17 protein-coding genes and 1 tRNA gene are annotated in these 17,225 nt (G+C 46.5%); 9 read left to right on the plus strand and 9 right to left on the minus strand.

The features are described 5' to 3' along the window. Window positions 1–144: 144 nt before the first annotated feature. From QM717_RS10365 to QM717_RS10395, 7 genes are all read right to left on the minus strand, one after another. A complete protein-coding gene (locus QM717_RS10365) occupies window positions 145–744 on the minus strand; it encodes a MarR family winged helix-turn-helix transcriptional regulator (RefSeq protein ID WP_415037402.1) in 600 nt (199 codons plus the stop codon). After that, window positions 731–1,432 carry a type 1 glutamine amidotransferase gene (locus QM717_RS10370; RefSeq protein ID WP_415037403.1) on the minus strand — a complete coding sequence of 234 codons (702 nt, stop codon included), beginning with the start codon at window positions 1,430–1,432 and terminating at the stop codon, window positions 731–733. The genes QM717_RS10365 and QM717_RS10370 overlap by 14 nt, the downstream gene beginning before the upstream one ends. Further along, on the minus strand, window positions 1,432–1,698 hold the full coding sequence (locus tag QM717_RS10375; RefSeq protein ID WP_415037404.1) for a DUF2024 family protein: 267 nt from the start codon (window positions 1,696–1,698) through the stop codon (window positions 1,432–1,434). Before QM717_RS10375 ends, QM717_RS10370 begins: the two co-directional genes overlap by 1 nt. A 321-nt stretch (window positions 1,699–2,019) precedes the next feature. Then, window positions 2,020–2,301, minus strand: coding sequence for a GIY-YIG nuclease family protein (locus QM717_RS10380; protein WP_415037405.1), 282 nt, complete (start codon window positions 2,299–2,301; stop codon window positions 2,020–2,022). A gap of 86 nt (window positions 2,302–2,387) precedes the next feature. Continuing rightward, window positions 2,388–2,669, minus strand: a complete 282-nt coding sequence (locus tag QM717_RS10385) for a GIY-YIG nuclease family protein (protein WP_415037405.1) — start codon at window positions 2,667–2,669, stop codon at window positions 2,388–2,390. An 86-nt stretch (window positions 2,670–2,755) separates the two neighbouring features. Beyond that, window positions 2,756–3,037 (minus strand): GIY-YIG nuclease family protein, encoded by a 282-nt coding sequence (locus QM717_RS10390; protein ID WP_415037405.1) that lies wholly within the window; start codon window positions 3,035–3,037, stop codon window positions 2,756–2,758. A 42-nt stretch (window positions 3,038–3,079) separates the two neighbouring features. Then, window positions 3,080–3,152 (minus strand) — tRNA-Phe (locus QM717_RS10395). A gap of 103 nt (window positions 3,153–3,255) precedes the next feature. On the opposite strand from QM717_RS10395, the gene QM717_RS10400 reads away from it, so the two are divergent. The 6 genes from QM717_RS10400 to QM717_RS10425 all read left to right on the plus strand — a co-directional run bounded on the left by QM717_RS10400 (window position 3,256) and on the right by QM717_RS10425 (window position 9,482). Next, window positions 3,256–3,987: a type III pantothenate kinase gene (locus QM717_RS10400; protein WP_415037406.1), complete on the plus strand. Its 732-nt coding sequence runs from the start codon at window positions 3,256–3,258 to the stop codon at window positions 3,985–3,987. Further along, window positions 3,980–5,227 (plus strand): hypothetical protein, encoded by a 1,248-nt coding sequence (locus tag QM717_RS10405; protein ID WP_415037407.1) that lies wholly within the window; start codon window positions 3,980–3,982, stop codon window positions 5,225–5,227. Before QM717_RS10400 ends, QM717_RS10405 begins: the two co-directional genes overlap by 8 nt. A 30-nt stretch (window positions 5,228–5,257) precedes the next feature. After that, window positions 5,258–5,809 (plus strand): LPS export ABC transporter periplasmic protein LptC, encoded by a 552-nt coding sequence (gene lptC / locus QM717_RS10410; protein WP_415037408.1) that lies wholly within the window; start codon window positions 5,258–5,260, stop codon window positions 5,807–5,809. Between the two features lie 9 nt (window positions 5,810–5,818). After that, window positions 5,819–6,007: a hypothetical protein gene (locus tag QM717_RS10415; protein ID WP_415037409.1), complete on the plus strand. Its 189-nt coding sequence runs from the start codon at window positions 5,819–5,821 to the stop codon at window positions 6,005–6,007. A gap of 3 nt (window positions 6,008–6,010) precedes the next feature. Further along, window positions 6,011–7,273 (plus strand): hemolysin family protein, encoded by a 1,263-nt coding sequence (locus QM717_RS10420; RefSeq protein ID WP_415037410.1) that lies wholly within the window; start codon window positions 6,011–6,013, stop codon window positions 7,271–7,273. 109 nt (window positions 7,274–7,382) lie between these two features. After that, window positions 7,383–9,482, plus strand: coding sequence for a peptidylprolyl isomerase (locus tag QM717_RS10425; RefSeq protein ID WP_415037411.1), 2,100 nt, complete (start codon window positions 7,383–7,385; stop codon window positions 9,480–9,482). Between the two features lie 50 nt (window positions 9,483–9,532). On the opposite strand, the gene QM717_RS10430 is transcribed toward QM717_RS10425, so the two are convergent. After that, window positions 9,533–10,438, minus strand: coding sequence for a GYDIA family GHMP kinase (locus QM717_RS10430; RefSeq protein ID WP_415037412.1), 906 nt, complete (start codon window positions 10,436–10,438; stop codon window positions 9,533–9,535). A gap of 144 nt (window positions 10,439–10,582) precedes the next feature. Then, a complete protein-coding gene (locus QM717_RS10435; RefSeq protein ID WP_415037413.1) occupies window positions 10,583–11,899 on the minus strand; it encodes a hydroxymethylglutaryl-CoA reductase, degradative in 1,317 nt (438 codons plus the stop codon). Window positions 11,900–12,107: 208 nt separating this feature from the next. Here QM717_RS10435 and QM717_RS10440 point away from each other — a divergent pair, with 208 nt between their 5' ends. From QM717_RS10440 to QM717_RS10450, 3 genes are all read left to right on the plus strand, one after another. Then, window positions 12,108–13,187: a PA0069 family radical SAM protein gene (locus QM717_RS10440; protein ID WP_415037414.1), complete on the plus strand. Its 1,080-nt coding sequence runs from the start codon at window positions 12,108–12,110 to the stop codon at window positions 13,185–13,187. Between the two features lie 140 nt (window positions 13,188–13,327). Beyond that, window positions 13,328–15,499 carry a S9 family peptidase gene (locus QM717_RS10445; RefSeq protein ID WP_415037415.1) on the plus strand — a complete coding sequence of 724 codons (2,172 nt, stop codon included), beginning with the start codon at window positions 13,328–13,330 and terminating at the stop codon, window positions 15,497–15,499. A gap of 34 nt (window positions 15,500–15,533) precedes the next feature. Then, entirely contained in the window at window positions 15,534–17,225 is a 1,692-nt protein-coding gene (locus QM717_RS10450) for a peptide MFS transporter (protein WP_415037416.1), read from the plus strand.

Consider the following 17,225-nt stretch of genomic DNA (forward strand, 5'->3'; position numbering starts at 1 on the left):
GGATTAATGAATGTTGTTGCGAAAAGACAATAGACATGCCTTTGATTTAACCTATTGTAAATCAAATAATTGATATAAATTAATGTAAATGAAAATTTTCAAATACCGCGAAAGCGATATTTTTTGATGAAATACCGTGAACGTTTACACGGCTTGTTCAAACTCTGGGCAGTCGATGCGCAGGTCCTTGGTTTCGAGCGGCAGTTGCAAGAGCTTGCAGAACGCCCTGTTTCCATTTTCGGCATAATGGACGCAGCTTTGGCAATTGCGCTGCACACTGATCACGCCCGCCCGGTTCAGGCTTGCAATCAAACCCGAGAGGTTTTTCCAGATGATTTCCTTTTCCGAAGCATCGGTTTTAGACAACGCTGCGGCAATCGGGTCGGCAAAGTCCTCGGTTTCGGAAACGATCTGCTGTCCGGTCCCGGTCAGTGCCATCGTGTAGCTTCTCGAATCGGAAGCATCGGCTGTCTTGGCAATCAGTCCTTTTTGTTCGAGTACCTTGATCGCATCGCTGACCGTTGATTTGGTCACATTGCATTCCTTGGCCAGGTAACTCACGGTCGTCTTTTCGGGACTGTGGTACCGGATGAAAATGAGCAACTGGATCTGGATTGGACTGAGCCCATACGTTTTCGCCTTTTCCCACAACAAGGTTTTGAATACCTGGGACAGGCGTTCCAAACCCGCGGCAATCTTGTGCTCGAGGTCGTGGTTTTGCGTATGGAGGTTAAAAATGGACATGTTTTCCTGTGGCTAAATGATCGAGGATGCGGTACATCCGCTCGTTGTTGGCCTCGAGCAATTCGGTTTTTTCCAGAATTTCCGCAGCCGATTGGATGTAGTTCCCGGGAACCAATTCATGCTGTCCAAAAGTAACCATTTTTGAGACAGTATCCACGGTGGCTTCGAGATGAAATTGCAAACCCAGAACGCGATCCATCGCAAAAGCCTGATTCGTACACGCGTCGCTCGAGGCCAGCCATTGCGCCGAAGCCGGAAGGTCGAACGTCTCGCCGTGCCAATGGAAAGCGGTGAACGATTTGGTGCCATTGAACAACAGGCTGTCGCTTTCGGCCTGGATCGGGAACCATCCAATTTCGGTTTCCTTGTTGCGGTAGACCGCATAACCGAGCGCTGAGGCGATCAACTGGGCGCCAAGACAGATGCCGATGACCGTTTTTCCCGAATCGATGGTTTTTTTGAGCAGTCTTTTTTCGGGATCAAGCCACGGATAAACATCGGTTTCATTGACACTCATCGGGCCGCCGAGGACGATGAGCCAATCGAAATCGTCGGGTTTGGGCAAGGTATGGTCTTCGAACAGCCGCGTCACCGAAAGCGGATGCCGGTTCTGATCGGCCCAGGTTTGGATGCAGCCGGGTTCTTCAAAGGCGACGTGCTGCAGCACATGAATCCGGATCGGTTCCATTAATTCTGGCAACCTTCCATTTCGATGATGTAATAGCCGTTGGCTTCGATGGCCGCCTCGATTTCTGCCGGCGCCTGGTCGATGTGGCAGAAACGGCATTCCTTCGCGGTCAGGGTGCTGTTTTGCTGTCCTTTGGTCGCGAGGTATTGTTTGCCGTAGGCGTAAATCTGTTCTTTGTCATTGAGGTGGTCAGGGGCGAGGATGTCGAAATGCATGATCTTGCCGTCGGTTTTGGTTACATAAGTATCCCATACTGCTACTTTCATAATGGATGTTTTTTAAATTACGATGTAAAATTAGTAAGGAATCCTAACTGGATAATTTGCTTTAACATTATTTTAAGTTTGAGGTTCGATTTCAGAATCAAATAATTAATTGGATTGACGGTGCCTGCGTTAGCGATTGCAACGGAAATCCTTTTACAGCGCAACGCAGTGAAGCGTAAAAGATTGCAGAGTAAAGCGCGGGCCTGTGGCAACGCCCAAATAAAGAAATGGGAAAAGAGCAAAACAAAAAACCCGAAACAATTGTTTCGGGTTTCAGTGGTACCTCCAGTCCCGAAGCGTCGGGAGAACCAGGGACACATATTATCTTTGGGATAAGATGTCGGTTAAAATTTCAGGCTTGTCAATTATTTTTTGAATAAATGTTTTGCTTTTCATTCTCTTGATGAACTTCTCTAGATAGTTCGCTTCTTGTTCATTTTGGCATTCAAATGAGAGTACAAGTTTCCAGTCATTTGCAATTTTTGTAAATGAATTGGCGTATTGATGTTCATTGTGTTTGGCAATTCTTTCTGAAACATTATAAGTTTCGCCAACATAAAACTTATCGGCCGATATCGAGTAAAGTATATATAAGTAATGCATAGGTAAAAACAAAAAACCCGAAACAATTGTTTCGGGTTTCAGTGGTACCTCCAGTCCCGAAGCGTCGGGAGAACCAGGGACACATATTATCTTTGGGATAAGATGTCGGTTAAAATTTCGGGCTTGTCAATTATTTTTTGAATAAATGTTTTGCTTTTCATTCTCTTGATGAACTTCTCTAGATAGTTCGCTTCTTGTTCATTTTGGCATTCAAATGAGAGTACAAGTTTCCAGTCATTTGCAATTTTTGTAAATGAATTGGCGTATTGATGTTCATTGTGTTTGGCAATTCTTTCTGAAACATTATAAGTTTCGCCAACATAAAACTTATCGGCCGATATCGAGTAAAGTATATATAAGTAATGCATAGGTAAAAACAAAAAACCCGAAACAATTGTTTCGGGTTTCAGTGGTACCTCCAGTCCCGAAGCGTCGGGAGAACCAGGGACACATATTATCTTTGGGATAAGATGTCGGTTAAAATTTCGGGCTTGTCAATTATTTTTTGAATAAATGTTTTGCTTTTCATTCTCTTGATGAACTTCTCTAGATAGTTCGCTTCTTGTTCATTTTGGCATTCAAATGAGAGTACAAGTTTCCAGTCATTTGCAATTTTTGTAAATGAATTGGCGTATTGATGTTCATTGTGTTTGGCAATTCTTTCTGAAACATTATAAGTTTCGCCAACATAGAACTTATCGGCCGATATCGAGTAAAGTATATATAAGTAATGCATAGGTAAAAACAAAAAACCCGAAACAATTGTTTCGGGTTTCAGTGGTACCTCCAGGGATCGAACCAGGGACACATGGATTTTCAGTCCATTGCTCTACCATCTGAGCTAAGGTACCGTGCTTGTTGTTAGCGGCTGCAAATATAGAACGATTTTTAATTTATCCAAAACAAATTTTAAAAAAAATCAATTCGTAACTTCGCGGCCTGAACCCGTTGTGTATGCTTTTAGCGATCGATGTCGGAAACACCAGAATCAAGTATGCTGTCTTTGAACAGGATACCTTGGTCGAGGCTGCTTTTTTTGAAAAAGAAACATTGCAATCCCATGTCGAAAAAATTTTAAAAACCTATGCGGCAATAACCGATTTGGCGGTCGCTTCGGTGGGAAGTGTAGGAAAGGACGCTTTTTTGTCGTTCGAAAACATACGCATCCATTTCATCTCGCACCAAAACCGTTTCCCGTTTGTGAACCGGTATGCCACGCCAGCCACTTTGGGCATCGATCGTATGGTCTTGGCTGCTGGCGCGGTGTTGCGTTTCCCCGATCAGGCCCGACTCGTGATTGATGCGGGTACTTGCATCACGTATGATTTCGTCGATGCGGCAAATCAGTATCTCGGCGGGGCCATTTCACCCGGAATCCGATTGCGGTATGAGGCGCTGCACAATTTTACGGCGCGTTTGCCGTTGCTCGAAAAGACGGCGCCCAAGGACTTTGTCGGGGATTCGACGGCCGAGTCGATCCATTCGGGTGTCGTGCAGGGAATGTTGCATGAAATCGACGGTTTCATCAATCAATACAAGGAACGCTATCCAAACTTTATCATAATTTTAACTGGCGGTGACGCCGATTTTTTGGCTAAACGATTAAAAAATACCATATTTGCCCATTCAAATTTTCTGCTTGAAAGTCTGAACCAAACTTTTCAATATCAAATCAAAAATGATTAAAAGATTTTTCTTACCCCTATTTGTACTTTTTTCACTAGCAACTTCAGCCCAACAGGGAACCGCGTCGCCTTATTCTTTCTACGGAATCGGGGATGTAAAATTCAAAGGGGTAGTTGAAAACAGGCTGATGGGCGGGGTGTCGGTTTTTCCCGATAGCATCCACATCAACCTACAGAATCCGGCCTCTTATTCCAGCCTTAAGTTGACGACTTTTACGGTCGGAAGCAGTTTCAGTTCGGGAAAATATACCACCTATCAAGGGGAAGAAAAAGCACAGCGGACCACGCTCGATTACCTGGCCGTCGGTGTGCCGATCAATAAAAAGCTCGGGGCCGTTTTTGGACTTTTGCCTTATTCTTCGGTGGGCTACCGCGTCAGGACGCAAAGCGAGGAAGGCGCGATTTTAAAATACAGCGGTTCGGGCGGACTCAACAAAGTATTCCTCGGCGCGGCTTACAAGTTCACACCCAATTTAAGTGTTGGTTTGGATGCGGCCTACAATTTCGGCGAAATCCGGACCATCGGTATGAATTATCTTCCGGGCTTGGAATACGGCACCCAGGAAATCAATAAATCGGATCTCTCGGGTTTTAGTTTCAATCTCGGCGCCATGTACAAGCGCAAGATCAAGAACAAGTACGATTTTTACGGAAGCCTGGCCTATACGCCGCAAAGCAACCTCAAGCTCAACAACGAACGGTATTTCGGGACCATTTACTACATCGAAAATTACGACCCGCCTTTCAATGAATTTCTCGACGTAAGGACAAGCACCAATACCATCAAGATGCCATCGAAGTTTTCGGCAGGCGCCGGTTTTGGGCAGGACAAAAAATGGCTCATCGGTACCGAAGTGGTTTTGCAGCAAAGCAGCAACTTCGGCAACCGCTTCAACGATATCGCCAATGCGTCTTACGAAAATGGCGTCAAGTATAGCTTCGGCGGTTATTACATCCCGAATTATATGTCGTTTTCGAGTTATTTCAGCCGTGTCGTCTACCGCGCCGGATTCCGTTATGAGAATACCGGTCTGGTCGTAAACGATGAAAAAATCAAGGATTATGCTTTTACGGGTGGTTTTGGATTCCCGTTGGGCGGAACATTCTCGAACCTCAATATTGGAGTGGAATACGGACGCAGGGGAACGGCCAAGGCCAATCTCGTGGAGGAAAACTACACCAATGTTTTCATCAGCTTGTCGCTCAACGACCAATGGTTCATCAGAAGGAAATACGATTAATGCAGGGCTTTGGGCCACAACAATTTGCACATGAATTTGCTTAGGTTTCGCAGCGGTTTTATCCTGTTGGCCCTTTTGGCCGTAGGACTTCTGTCGTGTGAAAGCAATTTCAAGGAAGTCCAGAAAATCAACTATTCCGAATTCATGCCCAGCGGTGAGGCCATCAACTTCAACCTCAAGTACACCGATTCGGGGCGCATCAAATCGATCCTCGTGAGCCCGAAGATGCTCGACTATGCAACCGTCGAGTTTCCGTTTACCGAGTTTCCCGATGGCGTCGACGTGACGATGTTCGATACCAAGGGCAAGAAAACCTTCATCAAGGCCGATTATGCCGTGACCTTTAAGGGAACCGATATCATCGATTTGCAGCGCAATGTCAGGATTACCAATGAAACCGGGCAGTTGCTCGAAACCGACCAGTTGTACTTCGATCAGAAGAACGAATGGTTTTTTACCGAAAAAAAGTTTAAATTTACAGACCCGAAAGGCGTTTCGTTTGGCGAAGGCATCGATTTTAGCAAAGATTTCAAGATTGTGAATTCGCAGCGCATCAAAGGCAGCATCGACGAAGCCGAATAAACACTACTTATGAATTACCTAAAACTGACCCAATACGTTTACCTGGTTGCCGGATTCGTTTTCATCGGCATTGCAATCAACGATTGGCGCAACGGACAGGACCCGATTGTATTTTTTGCCTTTGGTGTCGTGGCCATTTTGATGTTTTTCTTCCGCAGGCGATTTGCCAGGAAATTTGAGGAGCGCAACAAGAAGTAACCGATGGAGATTAGTATTATCATCACGTGTTTAATACTAGCCGCCTTTTTTTCGGGAATGGAAATCGCGTTCATTTCCTCCAACAAAATTTACCTCGAGATCGAAAAGAAACAGGACAGTTTCCTTTCGCAAATCCTGACCAAGCTCACGGCCAATCCGTCGCAATTCATCGTCTCGATGCTGATCGGCAATACGATTGCGCTCGTCGTCTATGGGTTTTTCATGGGCGGGATTGTACTGCGTTGGCTCGGCAATTTGGGTTGGCAATTGACCGACGTGTCGCTGGTCCTGGTGCAGATTTTGATCTCCTCGGCGATCGTGCTGCTCACTTCTGAGTTCATTCCCAAAGTGTTTTTCCAGATTTACGCCAACAGCCTGATCAAGTTTTTCGCGCTGCCGGCCTATCTTTTTTACCTGTTGTTTTACTACATTTCGGCGTTTAGCCTTTGGATTTCGAACTTCCTTTTGCGTATTTTCTTCAAGACCGAAGGCGACAAAATCCCGTTGTTTTTCAGCAAAGCCGAACTGGGCAATTACATCACCGAGCAGATGAGCACCGTCGAGGACCACGACGACATGGATTCAGAGATCCAGATTTTCCAGAACGCGCTCGAATTCTCTAGCGTCAAGGCGCGCGACATCATGACGCCGCGTACCGAGATTTCGGCCGTGGAGATTTACGATTCGGTGGCCGAACTGCGCGAGCTGTTCATTGAAACGGGCTATTCCAAAATACTGGTCTACCAGAATTCGCTCGATGATATTTTGGGCTATGTGCATTCGTTCGATCTGTTCAAGAAACCGCGCACGATCAAGTCGGCAATGATTTCGGTCGAGTTCGTGCCCGAAACGATCCTGATCAAGGATGCGATGGAATTGCTCACCAAGAAACGCAAAAGTGTCGCGATCGTACTCGATGAATACGGCGGCACCTCGGGCATGATTACCATCGAAGACATCGTAGAGGAATTGTTCGGCGAAATCGAGGACGAGCACGATTCGGTAGAAGAAGAACTCATGGAAAAAGAGTTGGGCGAAAACACCTGGCTGTTCTCGACACGGCTCGATGTCGAATATTTGAACGAGACCTACAAGCTCCAAATTCCTGAAAGCGACTCTTATGGAACCTTGGGCGGATACATCGTCAACCACACCAAAGAGATCCCGCAGAAAGGCGAAGAATTCCGCATCGACGACTACCATTTTACAATCGAGGAAGCCACCAATAAAAAGATCGAATTGGTCAAAATGACGCTGCCTGGTTGATTTTTTTTAAAAATTTCACTTTTCTTGCAAAATAAAACGCTACTGTTATTATTATTAAATAGATAATTGTATTTTCGCAAACTGAAAATAAAAAATAACAATAATAAAAATGGCAGTTTTATCAAAAATCAGACAGCGTTCGCTACTCCTTATATTGGTCATCGGATTCTGTTTATTAGCATTCATCATTGGTGATTTATTCCAGAGCGGGCAGTTCAACAGAATGTCCAAAGACGTGGGAAGCGTGAACGGAAAAGACATTTCTTTTGACGAATTCCGAGTAAAAGTAAGCAACCTTGAAAAAAGCGGACAACAAGGCATGACGCCGACGCAGGCCGTGAACCAAGTCTGGAACCAAGAGATTTCGATTGCTTTGCTGACTGCCGAGTTTGAAAAATTGGGCATCCGTGCCGGTGAAGCGCATCTTTTGGAAACCCTCAAGAACAATCCCAACATTGGACAAAACCCGATGTTCCAAAATGAGGCTGGCCAGTTCGACGTAGCCAAATACAAGGAATATTTCAAATCGAATCCAGAACAGGAGCAATACAAGAAGGATCTTGAAAAAGACGCCGAGCTCAATTCAAAATACATGATCTACAACAACCTCGTCAGAGGCGGTATGTTTACCACTGAAATCGAAGGTAAACTCAAGTATGAGATGGAAATGAACAAAGTCAATTTTGACTATGTGGGCGTTTTGTACTCGACCATCAAAGACAGCGATGTCAAGGTAACCGATGCCGAAATCGTAGATTACATGAAGAAAAACGAGAAGCGCTACAAAGCCGATGAAAACCGCGATGTAGAATACGTTTTGATCCAGGATAAGCCGTCGCCGGAAGACGAAAACGAAATCAAGGCCAAGATCAATGGTTTGCTCAGTTCAAGAGTCGTATACAACAAAGAGACTGGTAAAAATGATACGTTGCCAGGTTTCAAAGGTGCTCCGAATACGATTGATTTCGTAAACGAGAATTCCGATATTCCTTACGATTCCACTTACGTAACCAAACAATCCTTGCCAGCGGAGCATGCAGAAGCGTTGTTCAACTTGCCGGCAGGCGAATTGTACGGGCCTTACATGCGTGGCGACTACTACTGCATCTCGAAATCGATGGGCAGAAAGGCCGGGGCACAAGCCAAAGCCAGCCACATCTTGATCAGCTACGAAGGTACACAGGTTCCGAACAAGAAAGAAAAAAGAACCAAGGAAGAAGCCAAAGCCAAAGCCGAGAAATTATTGGCCGATGTCAAAGCCAATCCAGGGACTTTCCTCATGTTGGCCTTGACCAATTCAGATGACTCGTCTGCACAGCAAGGCGGTGACCTCGGTTACTTCAGCCAAGGGCAGATGGTCAAACCATTCAACGATTTCGTGTTCAACAACCCAATCGGAACGATTGGTTTGGTAGAGACTGATTTTGGTTTCCACATCATCAATGTAACCGACAAACAAGATGCGGTCCGTTTGGCGACCATCGCGCAAAAGATCGAGCCTTCAGAGGCTACAACCGATAAATTATACACCCAATCGGTGAAATTCGAAATGGACGCAGCCAAAGGCGATTTCGAAAAAACAGCCAAGGCAGCCGGTTTGACCGTCAATCCATCGGTAAAGGTAAAAGCCATGGACGAAATGTTCGGAGCCGTCGGCGCACAACGCCAAATCGTAAGATGGGCTTTTGAAAAAGATACCAAAGTAGGTGATGTGAAACGTTTCGAAATCGCAAACGTAGGGAACGTAATCGCCAAATTGAAGCAAATCAATGAAGAAGGGCTGACCGCCGTTAGCGATGCCCGTCCGATGATCGAGCCGATCTTGAAGAACAAGAAAAAAGCCGAAAAAATCAAGGCCAAAATGAAAGGATCTTCACTCGAAGCGATCGCGCAAGCCTCAGGTTCAACCGTACAGCAAGTCGTTGACATGACCGTCGAGAATGCGAACCTTCCAGGAGCAGGCCCTGAGCGTAAAGTAGTCGGTGCCGCCTTTGCTACAGGAACCAACAAATTGTCTGCACCAATCGAAGGCAACTCTGGTGTGTTCGTGGTCAAGCCAACCGCAATCACCAAAGCGCCTGCCTTGAAAGACCACAAAGATTACATCGCTAAAGTAAAAGCACAGGTAAATGGTTATTCAGGCCGTGTCATCCCTGCGCTCAAAGAAGAAGCAGAAATCAAAGACAACAGGGCCGAGTTCCAATACTAAGCCATCTTTACCCGTATAAAAAAATCCCGATTCGTTCGGGATTTTTTTTGTTATAAAATCATGTCGGAATAGCGGATGACAGTGTCGTACCCTTTGTCCTTAAAATAACCGGTAGGGTCGGTCTCGGAAACGGCCAATACAAAATCGCCGCCCCAGGCACCCAGGCTTTTGACGGTTCCGACGAAATCAGGAAACAACCGTTGTTTGATTGTTTGCATTTCGAGGATGCCGCTGAGAATATTTTCGTGCTGTTCCAGTAAAGAACAGAAAGTTTGCAGGTCTTGGGTTCGCAGGATTTGATCGGTGAGGGCATCGACCTGCGCAATTTCATTCTGGAGGTTGCCTTTTTTTGCGTTGTAGGCCGCAATCGCCGATTTGCTGTCCTGCTTCTGGTTCAGGTAAACGAAATACAACTGTTTGGCAAATGTCGGCTCGAAATCGACCAATTCGACTTTTGGGTTTCGGTTGTTAACGGTGTAGACCAGCGCCCCGTCATTTTGCGCACAGGCGATGTCGTAACCGCTGCCGCCAAAACTGCTCCAGAGCAATTGGTAAGCATCGATCCCGAACCATTGTGCCACATTGTTGATCAGGGTCGAAGAAGTGCCCAATCCCCAGAATTTTGGAAACGTCAGGCGTGTGGTCACCGAATAACCTTCGGCCTGCAGCAAATCGGGGTTCATCCGGTCGGCTGTATGCAGGATTTCAATCAGCGTGTTTTTTACCGCGTCGTCGGTTTTCAGATTGGCGGCGATTGCATCCAGCGGAAGCTCGGCTTCAAACCAAAGACTCCCATCGACGTCAAAACTTTTCCAACAGATCGTTTTTCCACTGCCGTTTTCCACGACCAGGTCCTGCCCGAATTTCGTCGGCAACGCAAACGCCTTCGCGCCGTCTAGTACGAGATATTCGCCCGTGATAAAGAGTTTGCCGTTGCTGTAAAAGGTTTGTTTCATGTTTTTTTGAAGCTATTCCTGCTTTCCGCTGCAATCTTTTGGGTTTGCTTGCGCCTGTTCGCTTCGCTCGAGTCGCTGCGCTACACCCAAAAGGATTTCCGCTTCAATCAGGGCTAGGGCTTTTCGGTTAAAAGAAAATACATTCTATTTTCTCAGACTTTCAATAAAATTCACCACCGCCGAATGCGATACCGCATGCGTCTTGAAATGCTTCTTGATTTGCACGCGCTCGTCTTCGGTCGCGCCAAATTGGTTCAAGATATTGTTCAGGTGCATTTTCATGTGGCCTTCCTGGATTCCGGTTGTCGTCAGCGAACGCAAAGCCGCAAAATTCTGTGCCAACCCAACCGAGGCGATGACCTGCATCAAATCGGCCGCCGATGGTTTTTCGAGCATCTGCAACGCCATTTTTACGAGTGGGTGCAAAGACGTCAATCCGCCCACGGTACCCAAAGCCAAAGGGACTTCGAGCCAAAATGTAAAGATGCCATCCTCGATCTGGGCATGCGACAAACTGGAATACTGTCCGGATTTCGAAGCATACGCATGGACGCCGGCCTCAATGGCGCGAAAGTCGTTGCCTGTGGCCAAAACGACCGCGTCGATGCCGTTCATGATGCCTTTGTTGTGCGTCACGGCGCGAAACGGTTCGACTTCGGCAATGCGAACGGCCTGGATGAATTTCTCGGCAAAATATTTTGGGTTGTCGATGCTCTTGTCGGCCAAATCTTCAACCGGGCACGAGACTTCGGCGCGCACCACACAATTCGGGACATAATTCGACAAAATGCTCATGACGATGCGGATGTTTTTTTCCTCTTTCGAGAATGCCTCGTGGTTTTCGGCTTCCTCGGTCAGTGTCTTGGCAAATTGCTCGAGACACGAATTGATGAAGTTGGCGCCCATCGAATCCTTGGTTTCGAACGTCGCGTGGAGTTGGAAATAGCCCGGCATCAAAGCGGTTTTGTTGCGCAATTCGATATCCGAAATACCGCCGCCGCGTTGGCGCATGTTCTTGGTCAATTCCTCGGTATTGCTAAAGAATTTGGGTTTGGTTTCGGCAAAGAATTTCTCGAGTTTGTGGATTTCACCATTGAATGTAAAATGCACCTGCCCGATTTTTTCGGTACCGATGATCGTCGTCTTGAAACCGCCACGTGTGGCCCAAAACTTCGCCGATTTGGCTGCGGCCGCCACCACTGAACTTTCCTCGATCGCCATCGGTACCGTGTAGTATTTCGCGTTGATCAGGAAATTGGGCGCGATGCCGAGCGGCAGATAGAAATTGGTGATCGTATTTTCGATGAATTCATCGTGCAGCTTTTGCAGGTTTTCATCCGAATTCCAGTAATTCTTGATCAGCGAAACCGCTTCATCGGGATTCGAAAAATAGGTTTGGGCAATCCAGTCGATTTTTTGTTCTTTGGACCATTTGGAAAATCCGGCAACAGCGTCGTTCATTTTTGAAAGGGTAATTATTGTATTGCAAAGATAACTTTTTGCATTGTATACAGTGACTTATGTTGGCCACGAATTCACGAATTTTTTAAGAATCAATTCGATAAAAATTAGTGCATTCGTGGCTTAAAAAAATTATCAACAGCGGCCAATTTTTAACACCGGATTTTTCTTTTTGACGCGCCGAAATTCTAACTTTCAAAACCCACTTATGAAAGAAGAAAGCCCCTATATCAAAGGAAGAGGTGCGCAAATCAATGTGCAGAACCGGTTTTTTGCCGAAGCGCAGGAGATGCTCGACGACTTCCTGAACTATTGTGCGGTCGAAGGCGACCAACCCGATGACAACCGCACGCATTTCCTCGAAGTCTTTCCCAAAACCATCGTCAACAAGGTCGACAGCCCCGATGTGGGCATGGAATATTCGATGAACATTTACCAAGGTTGCGAACACGGTTGCATTTATTGCTTCGCGCGCAATTCGCATGAATATTGGGGGTACAGCGCGGGGCTTGATTTCGAGCGCAAAATCCTCGTCAAGAAAAATGCACCGATTCTGCTCGAGGACAAACTCAAAAGCAAGAACTGGAAGGCGCAAACCATCGTGATGTCGGGCAACACCGATTGTTACCAGCCCGCCGAACGCCAATTCCGGATTACGCGCCAATGCCTCGAAGTCTTCCACAAATACCGGCATCCGGTCGCAATCATCACCAAAAATGCACTGATCACGCGCGATCTCGATCTCCTGACCGAATTGGCCAAGGACAATCTCATAGGCGTGAGTGTCTCGATTACCTCGCTCAATGAAAAGACAAGGCAATTGCTTGAACCGCGTACGACCACGATCCAAAAACGGCTCGAAACCGTCAGGATTTTGTCGCAGAACGGTATCCCGGTCAATGTGATGCTCGCGCCGATTATTCCCGGAATCAACAGCCACGAGATTCTGCCTTTGGCCAAAGCCGTTTCGGAGGCCGGGGCATCGTCGATTGCCTACACGGTCGTGCGTTTGAACGGCGCGATCGGCGAAATCTTCTCCGATTGGATCCGCAAGGCGATGCCCGACCGCGCGGACAAAGTGCTCCATCAAATCGCGGAATGCCACGGCGGCACGCTCAACGATAGCCGATGGGGCGACCGCATGCGTGGTGAAGGCGAATTCGCACAAATGATACGCTCGCAAATCCAACTGGCGAGAAAGAAATTTTTCGCCGGAAAATCGCTTCCGGCACTCAACACTTCGCTGTACGAACAGTATAAAGGCGGGCAACTCAGCCTGTTCGGTTAAAAATAGTCGGCAACGGTAACAAAACCAAAAACGAGCGTCAAACAGCAATGTTTGCGGCGCCCGTGCATTTAACACATAAAAGTGCCGTTATATCCAAAATTTTCACTAAAATTGACAGTTTTTAGCTTATGAAACAATTTATGACTCCAAACAGAATTGCCGCTTTGTTTTGCTTTTTGTGTGTATCGGTACTGGCACAGCAAAAGATTACGGTCGAAGACATTTACACCGGTGCGTTCCGCGCCAAAGGGATGGACGAATTGCAGTCCATGAAAAACACCAACCAATATTGTGTATTGAATTTTGACCGCAGTTCGCGGACCATGCAGGTCGATCTGTACAGTTTTTCGTCGCTCAAGAAAGTCGAAACCCTGATCGATTCGAAAAACCACACGGAACTCGCCGATGGGATCGATGTTTTTTCGTTCAGCCCGGATGAAAAAACGATGTTGATCGGCAATGGTTCATCACCGATTTTCCGCCATTCGTATACCGCGAATTATTTTCTGTACGACATCGCTTCGAAAAAGTTGACCGAATTAGCAGACTATGCGATTCAAGAACCGACTTTTTCGCCTGACGGAAAGAAGATAGCCTTTGCCAAGGACAACAATTTGTACGTCTATGACATCACGTCCAAAAAAACAACCGAGATCACAACCGATGGACATAAAAATCGCATCATCAATGGAATCACCGATTGGGTTTACGAGGAAGAATTCGCTTTTGTGCGCGCGTTCGATTGGAGTGCCGACGGCAGCAAGATAGCCTTCATCCGATTCGACGAAACCGATGTGCCCGAATTTTCGATGAGTATGTTCCACAAGGATTTGTATCCAAAAATGGAAACGTTCAAGTATCCGAAAGCGGGCGAAAAGAACTCGGTGGTTTCGTTAAAGATGTACGATGTGAAAACCAATACGACCAAGAACATCAACCTGGGCAACTACAATGATTTTTACATTCCGAGAATCAAGTGGACCAACGACGCCAATGTGTTGAGCGTTCAAGTGCTCAACCGCCACCAGGACAACCTCGATTTGATTTTCGTCGACGGGAATTCGGGTTCGGCCAAAGTCGTACTCAACGAAAAAGACAAAGCTTACGTAGACATCACCGACAACCTGACCTTCTTGAAAGACAACAGTTTTATCTGGACGAGTGAGAAAGACGGTTTCAACCATATTTACGTGTACGACAAAACCGGAAAACTCAAGAATCAGGTCACCAAAGGCAACTGGGAAGTGACCAATTATTATGGTTTTGATGAGAAGAACAAGGTGATTTTCTACCAATCGGTCGAAAACGGATCAATCAATCGCGACCTTTACCGCATCGGCCTCGACGGCAAAAACAAGACGCGTCTGTCATCGCAAACCGGTACGAACGACGCGACTTTTAGCCCAAGCTTTGATGTGTACATCAACAAATTCTCGAGCGCGACCATCCCGCCAACGTATACGCTCAACAATGCCAAGGACGGCAAAATGGTACAGTCGATCGTCGGCAACGACGAATTGGCCGCCAAACTCAAAAACTACAATTTGGGGACGAAGGAGTTTTTTGTGCTCAAGACCGAAAAAGGCAACGAACTCAACGCCTGGATCCTCAAACCAAAGGATTTCGACCCGAACAAAAAATACCCCGTTTTCATGTACCAATATTCCGGCCCGGGTTCACAGCAAGTGAACAACGATTGGAACAATTCTGACGATTATTGGTTCCAGATGCTCGCCCAACAAGGTTATCTCGTGGCTTGCGTAGACGGACGCGGTACGGGTTACAAAGGCGCGGCTTTCAAAAAAGTGACACAGAAACAACTCGGAAAATACGAAGTCGAAGACCAGATTGATGCGGCCAAAGTAATCGGCAATTATCCATACGTAGACCAATCGCGCATTGGGATTTTCGGCTGGTCTTACGGCGGATTCATGTCGTCGAACTGTCTGTTCAAAGGCAACGACGTATTCAAGATGGCCATTGCGGTGGCCCCGGTGACGAACTGGCGTTTCTATGATTCGGTCTATACCGAAAGATACATGCAGACGCCGCAGGAAAACCCATCGGGTTATGACGACAATTCGCCGATCAATCATGTGGATAAACTCAAGGGCAAATTGCTGTTGATCCACGGTTCGGGCGACGACAACGTGCATGTACAGAATTCGATGCAGATGATGGAGGCGCTGATCCAGGCCAACAAGCAATTCGATTCGCAAATCTATCCCGATAAAAACCACGGAATTTATGGCGGAAAGACGCGCATCCAACTGTTCAATAAAATGACGAATTTCATCAAAGAGAATTTATAATAACGATTAACCCAACCAAATAAAACTAATTACAATGACAGAAACTCAGGTAAAAACAGCACATCCTAAAGGACTTTGGGTACTTTTCGGTACCGAAATGTGGGAAAGGTTCAACTTCTACGGAATGCGGGCCTTATTGACATTATTCATGGTCAACGCCCTGTTGATGAAAGAGGCCGACGCCTCATTGATTTACGGTGGCTTCCTCGGGCTGTGTTACCTGACGCCGTTGTTGGGCGGTTTTATTTCCGACCGTTTTTTCGGTAACCGCAACTGTATTTTATTAGGCGGTACCATGATGGCCATCGGGCAGTTGTTGCTTTTTGCGAGCGGCAGCGTATTCGAAGGCAATATCGGCTTGGCCACTACTTTGATGTGGACGGCACTTTTCATCATCATTTTTGGAAACGGATTTTTTAAGCCGAACATTTCCTCGATGGTGGGCAGTTTGTATCCGAAACAGGAAAAAACCAAACTAGATACGGCCTTTACGATTTTCTACATGGGAATCAACATCGGCGCGTTCCTCGGCCAGTTCATCTGTCCAATTTTGGGCGACGTGAAGGATGCAGGCGGTGTTCGTGACATCCACGCTTTTAAATGGGGCTTTTTGGCGGCATCGATTGCGATGATGATCGGAACCGTAACGTTCTATGTGCTCAAAAACAAATATGTTGTAACACCTGAAGGTCGACCAATCGGTGGTTTGCCATCTAAAAACGAAGCCGAAGATTACGAAGAAGGAGAAGCGCAAAAGGCACATTTTACAACCGCTTCATTGGTAGGCGCTGTAGTGGCATTTGTTGCACTGTTCTTTGCCATCCGTTATTTCACCGATGGCGACAACGTGGTTAAGACAATTATCTATCCGATGATTTATGCCAGCGGACTCACCTTGGCCGGACTCATTTTGTCTGATAAAACCTTGACCAAAGTCGAGACACAAAGGATTTGGGTGATCTACATCATGTCGTTCTTTATCATTTTCTTCTGGGCGGCTTTCGAACAGGCGGGATCTTCTTTGACGTTCATCGCCGATAACCAAACCGACCGTAATTTCTTCGGATGGAACATGCCCGCTTCGATGGTGCAAATCTTCAACGGATTGTTTGTCGTAATGTTTGCCGTTCCGTTCTCAATCCTTTGGGACAAGCTGCGCGCCAAAGGCAAGGAGCCGATTTCTACGATGAAACAGTCTTTCGGATTGGCACTCATCGCCTTGAGTTATTTCATCATTGCACACAATGTTAAAGATTTGGGCAGTACCGGATTGCTCGCCATCTATTGGTTGGTATTGTTGTATTTGATCCAGACATTCGGCGAATTGTGTTTGTCGCCAATTGGTTTGTCGCTTGTGGGTAAATTGTCACCAAAACGTTTCGCTTCATTGGCTTATGGCGTGTTCTTCATTTCGAATGCGGCGGGTTATGCCTTGTCGGGAACTTTGGGTTCGATTTTGCCGGCTACAGGTGATAAATTCGAAAAAGCCAAATCACTCGGCATAGAATTGCAACCGATTCTCGACAAGGCCGTAACCCCTACGGCCGAACAACTCAAATTGCTCGAGGAAAACCAGATCAGTGCGGCCAATCCTGTGTTCGCCGGATTTGAAATCCACAACCTGTACGAATTCTTTATGGTGTTCGTCGTATTGTGTGGAATCGCTTCGGTCATTTTGTTCCTGCTCACGCCGGTTTTGAAGAAAATGATGCACGGCGTCCGCTAA

Source organism: Flavobacterium sp. (assembly GCF_047602195.1).
Classification (GTDB): Bacteria; Bacteroidota; Bacteroidia; order Flavobacteriales; family Flavobacteriaceae; genus Flavobacterium.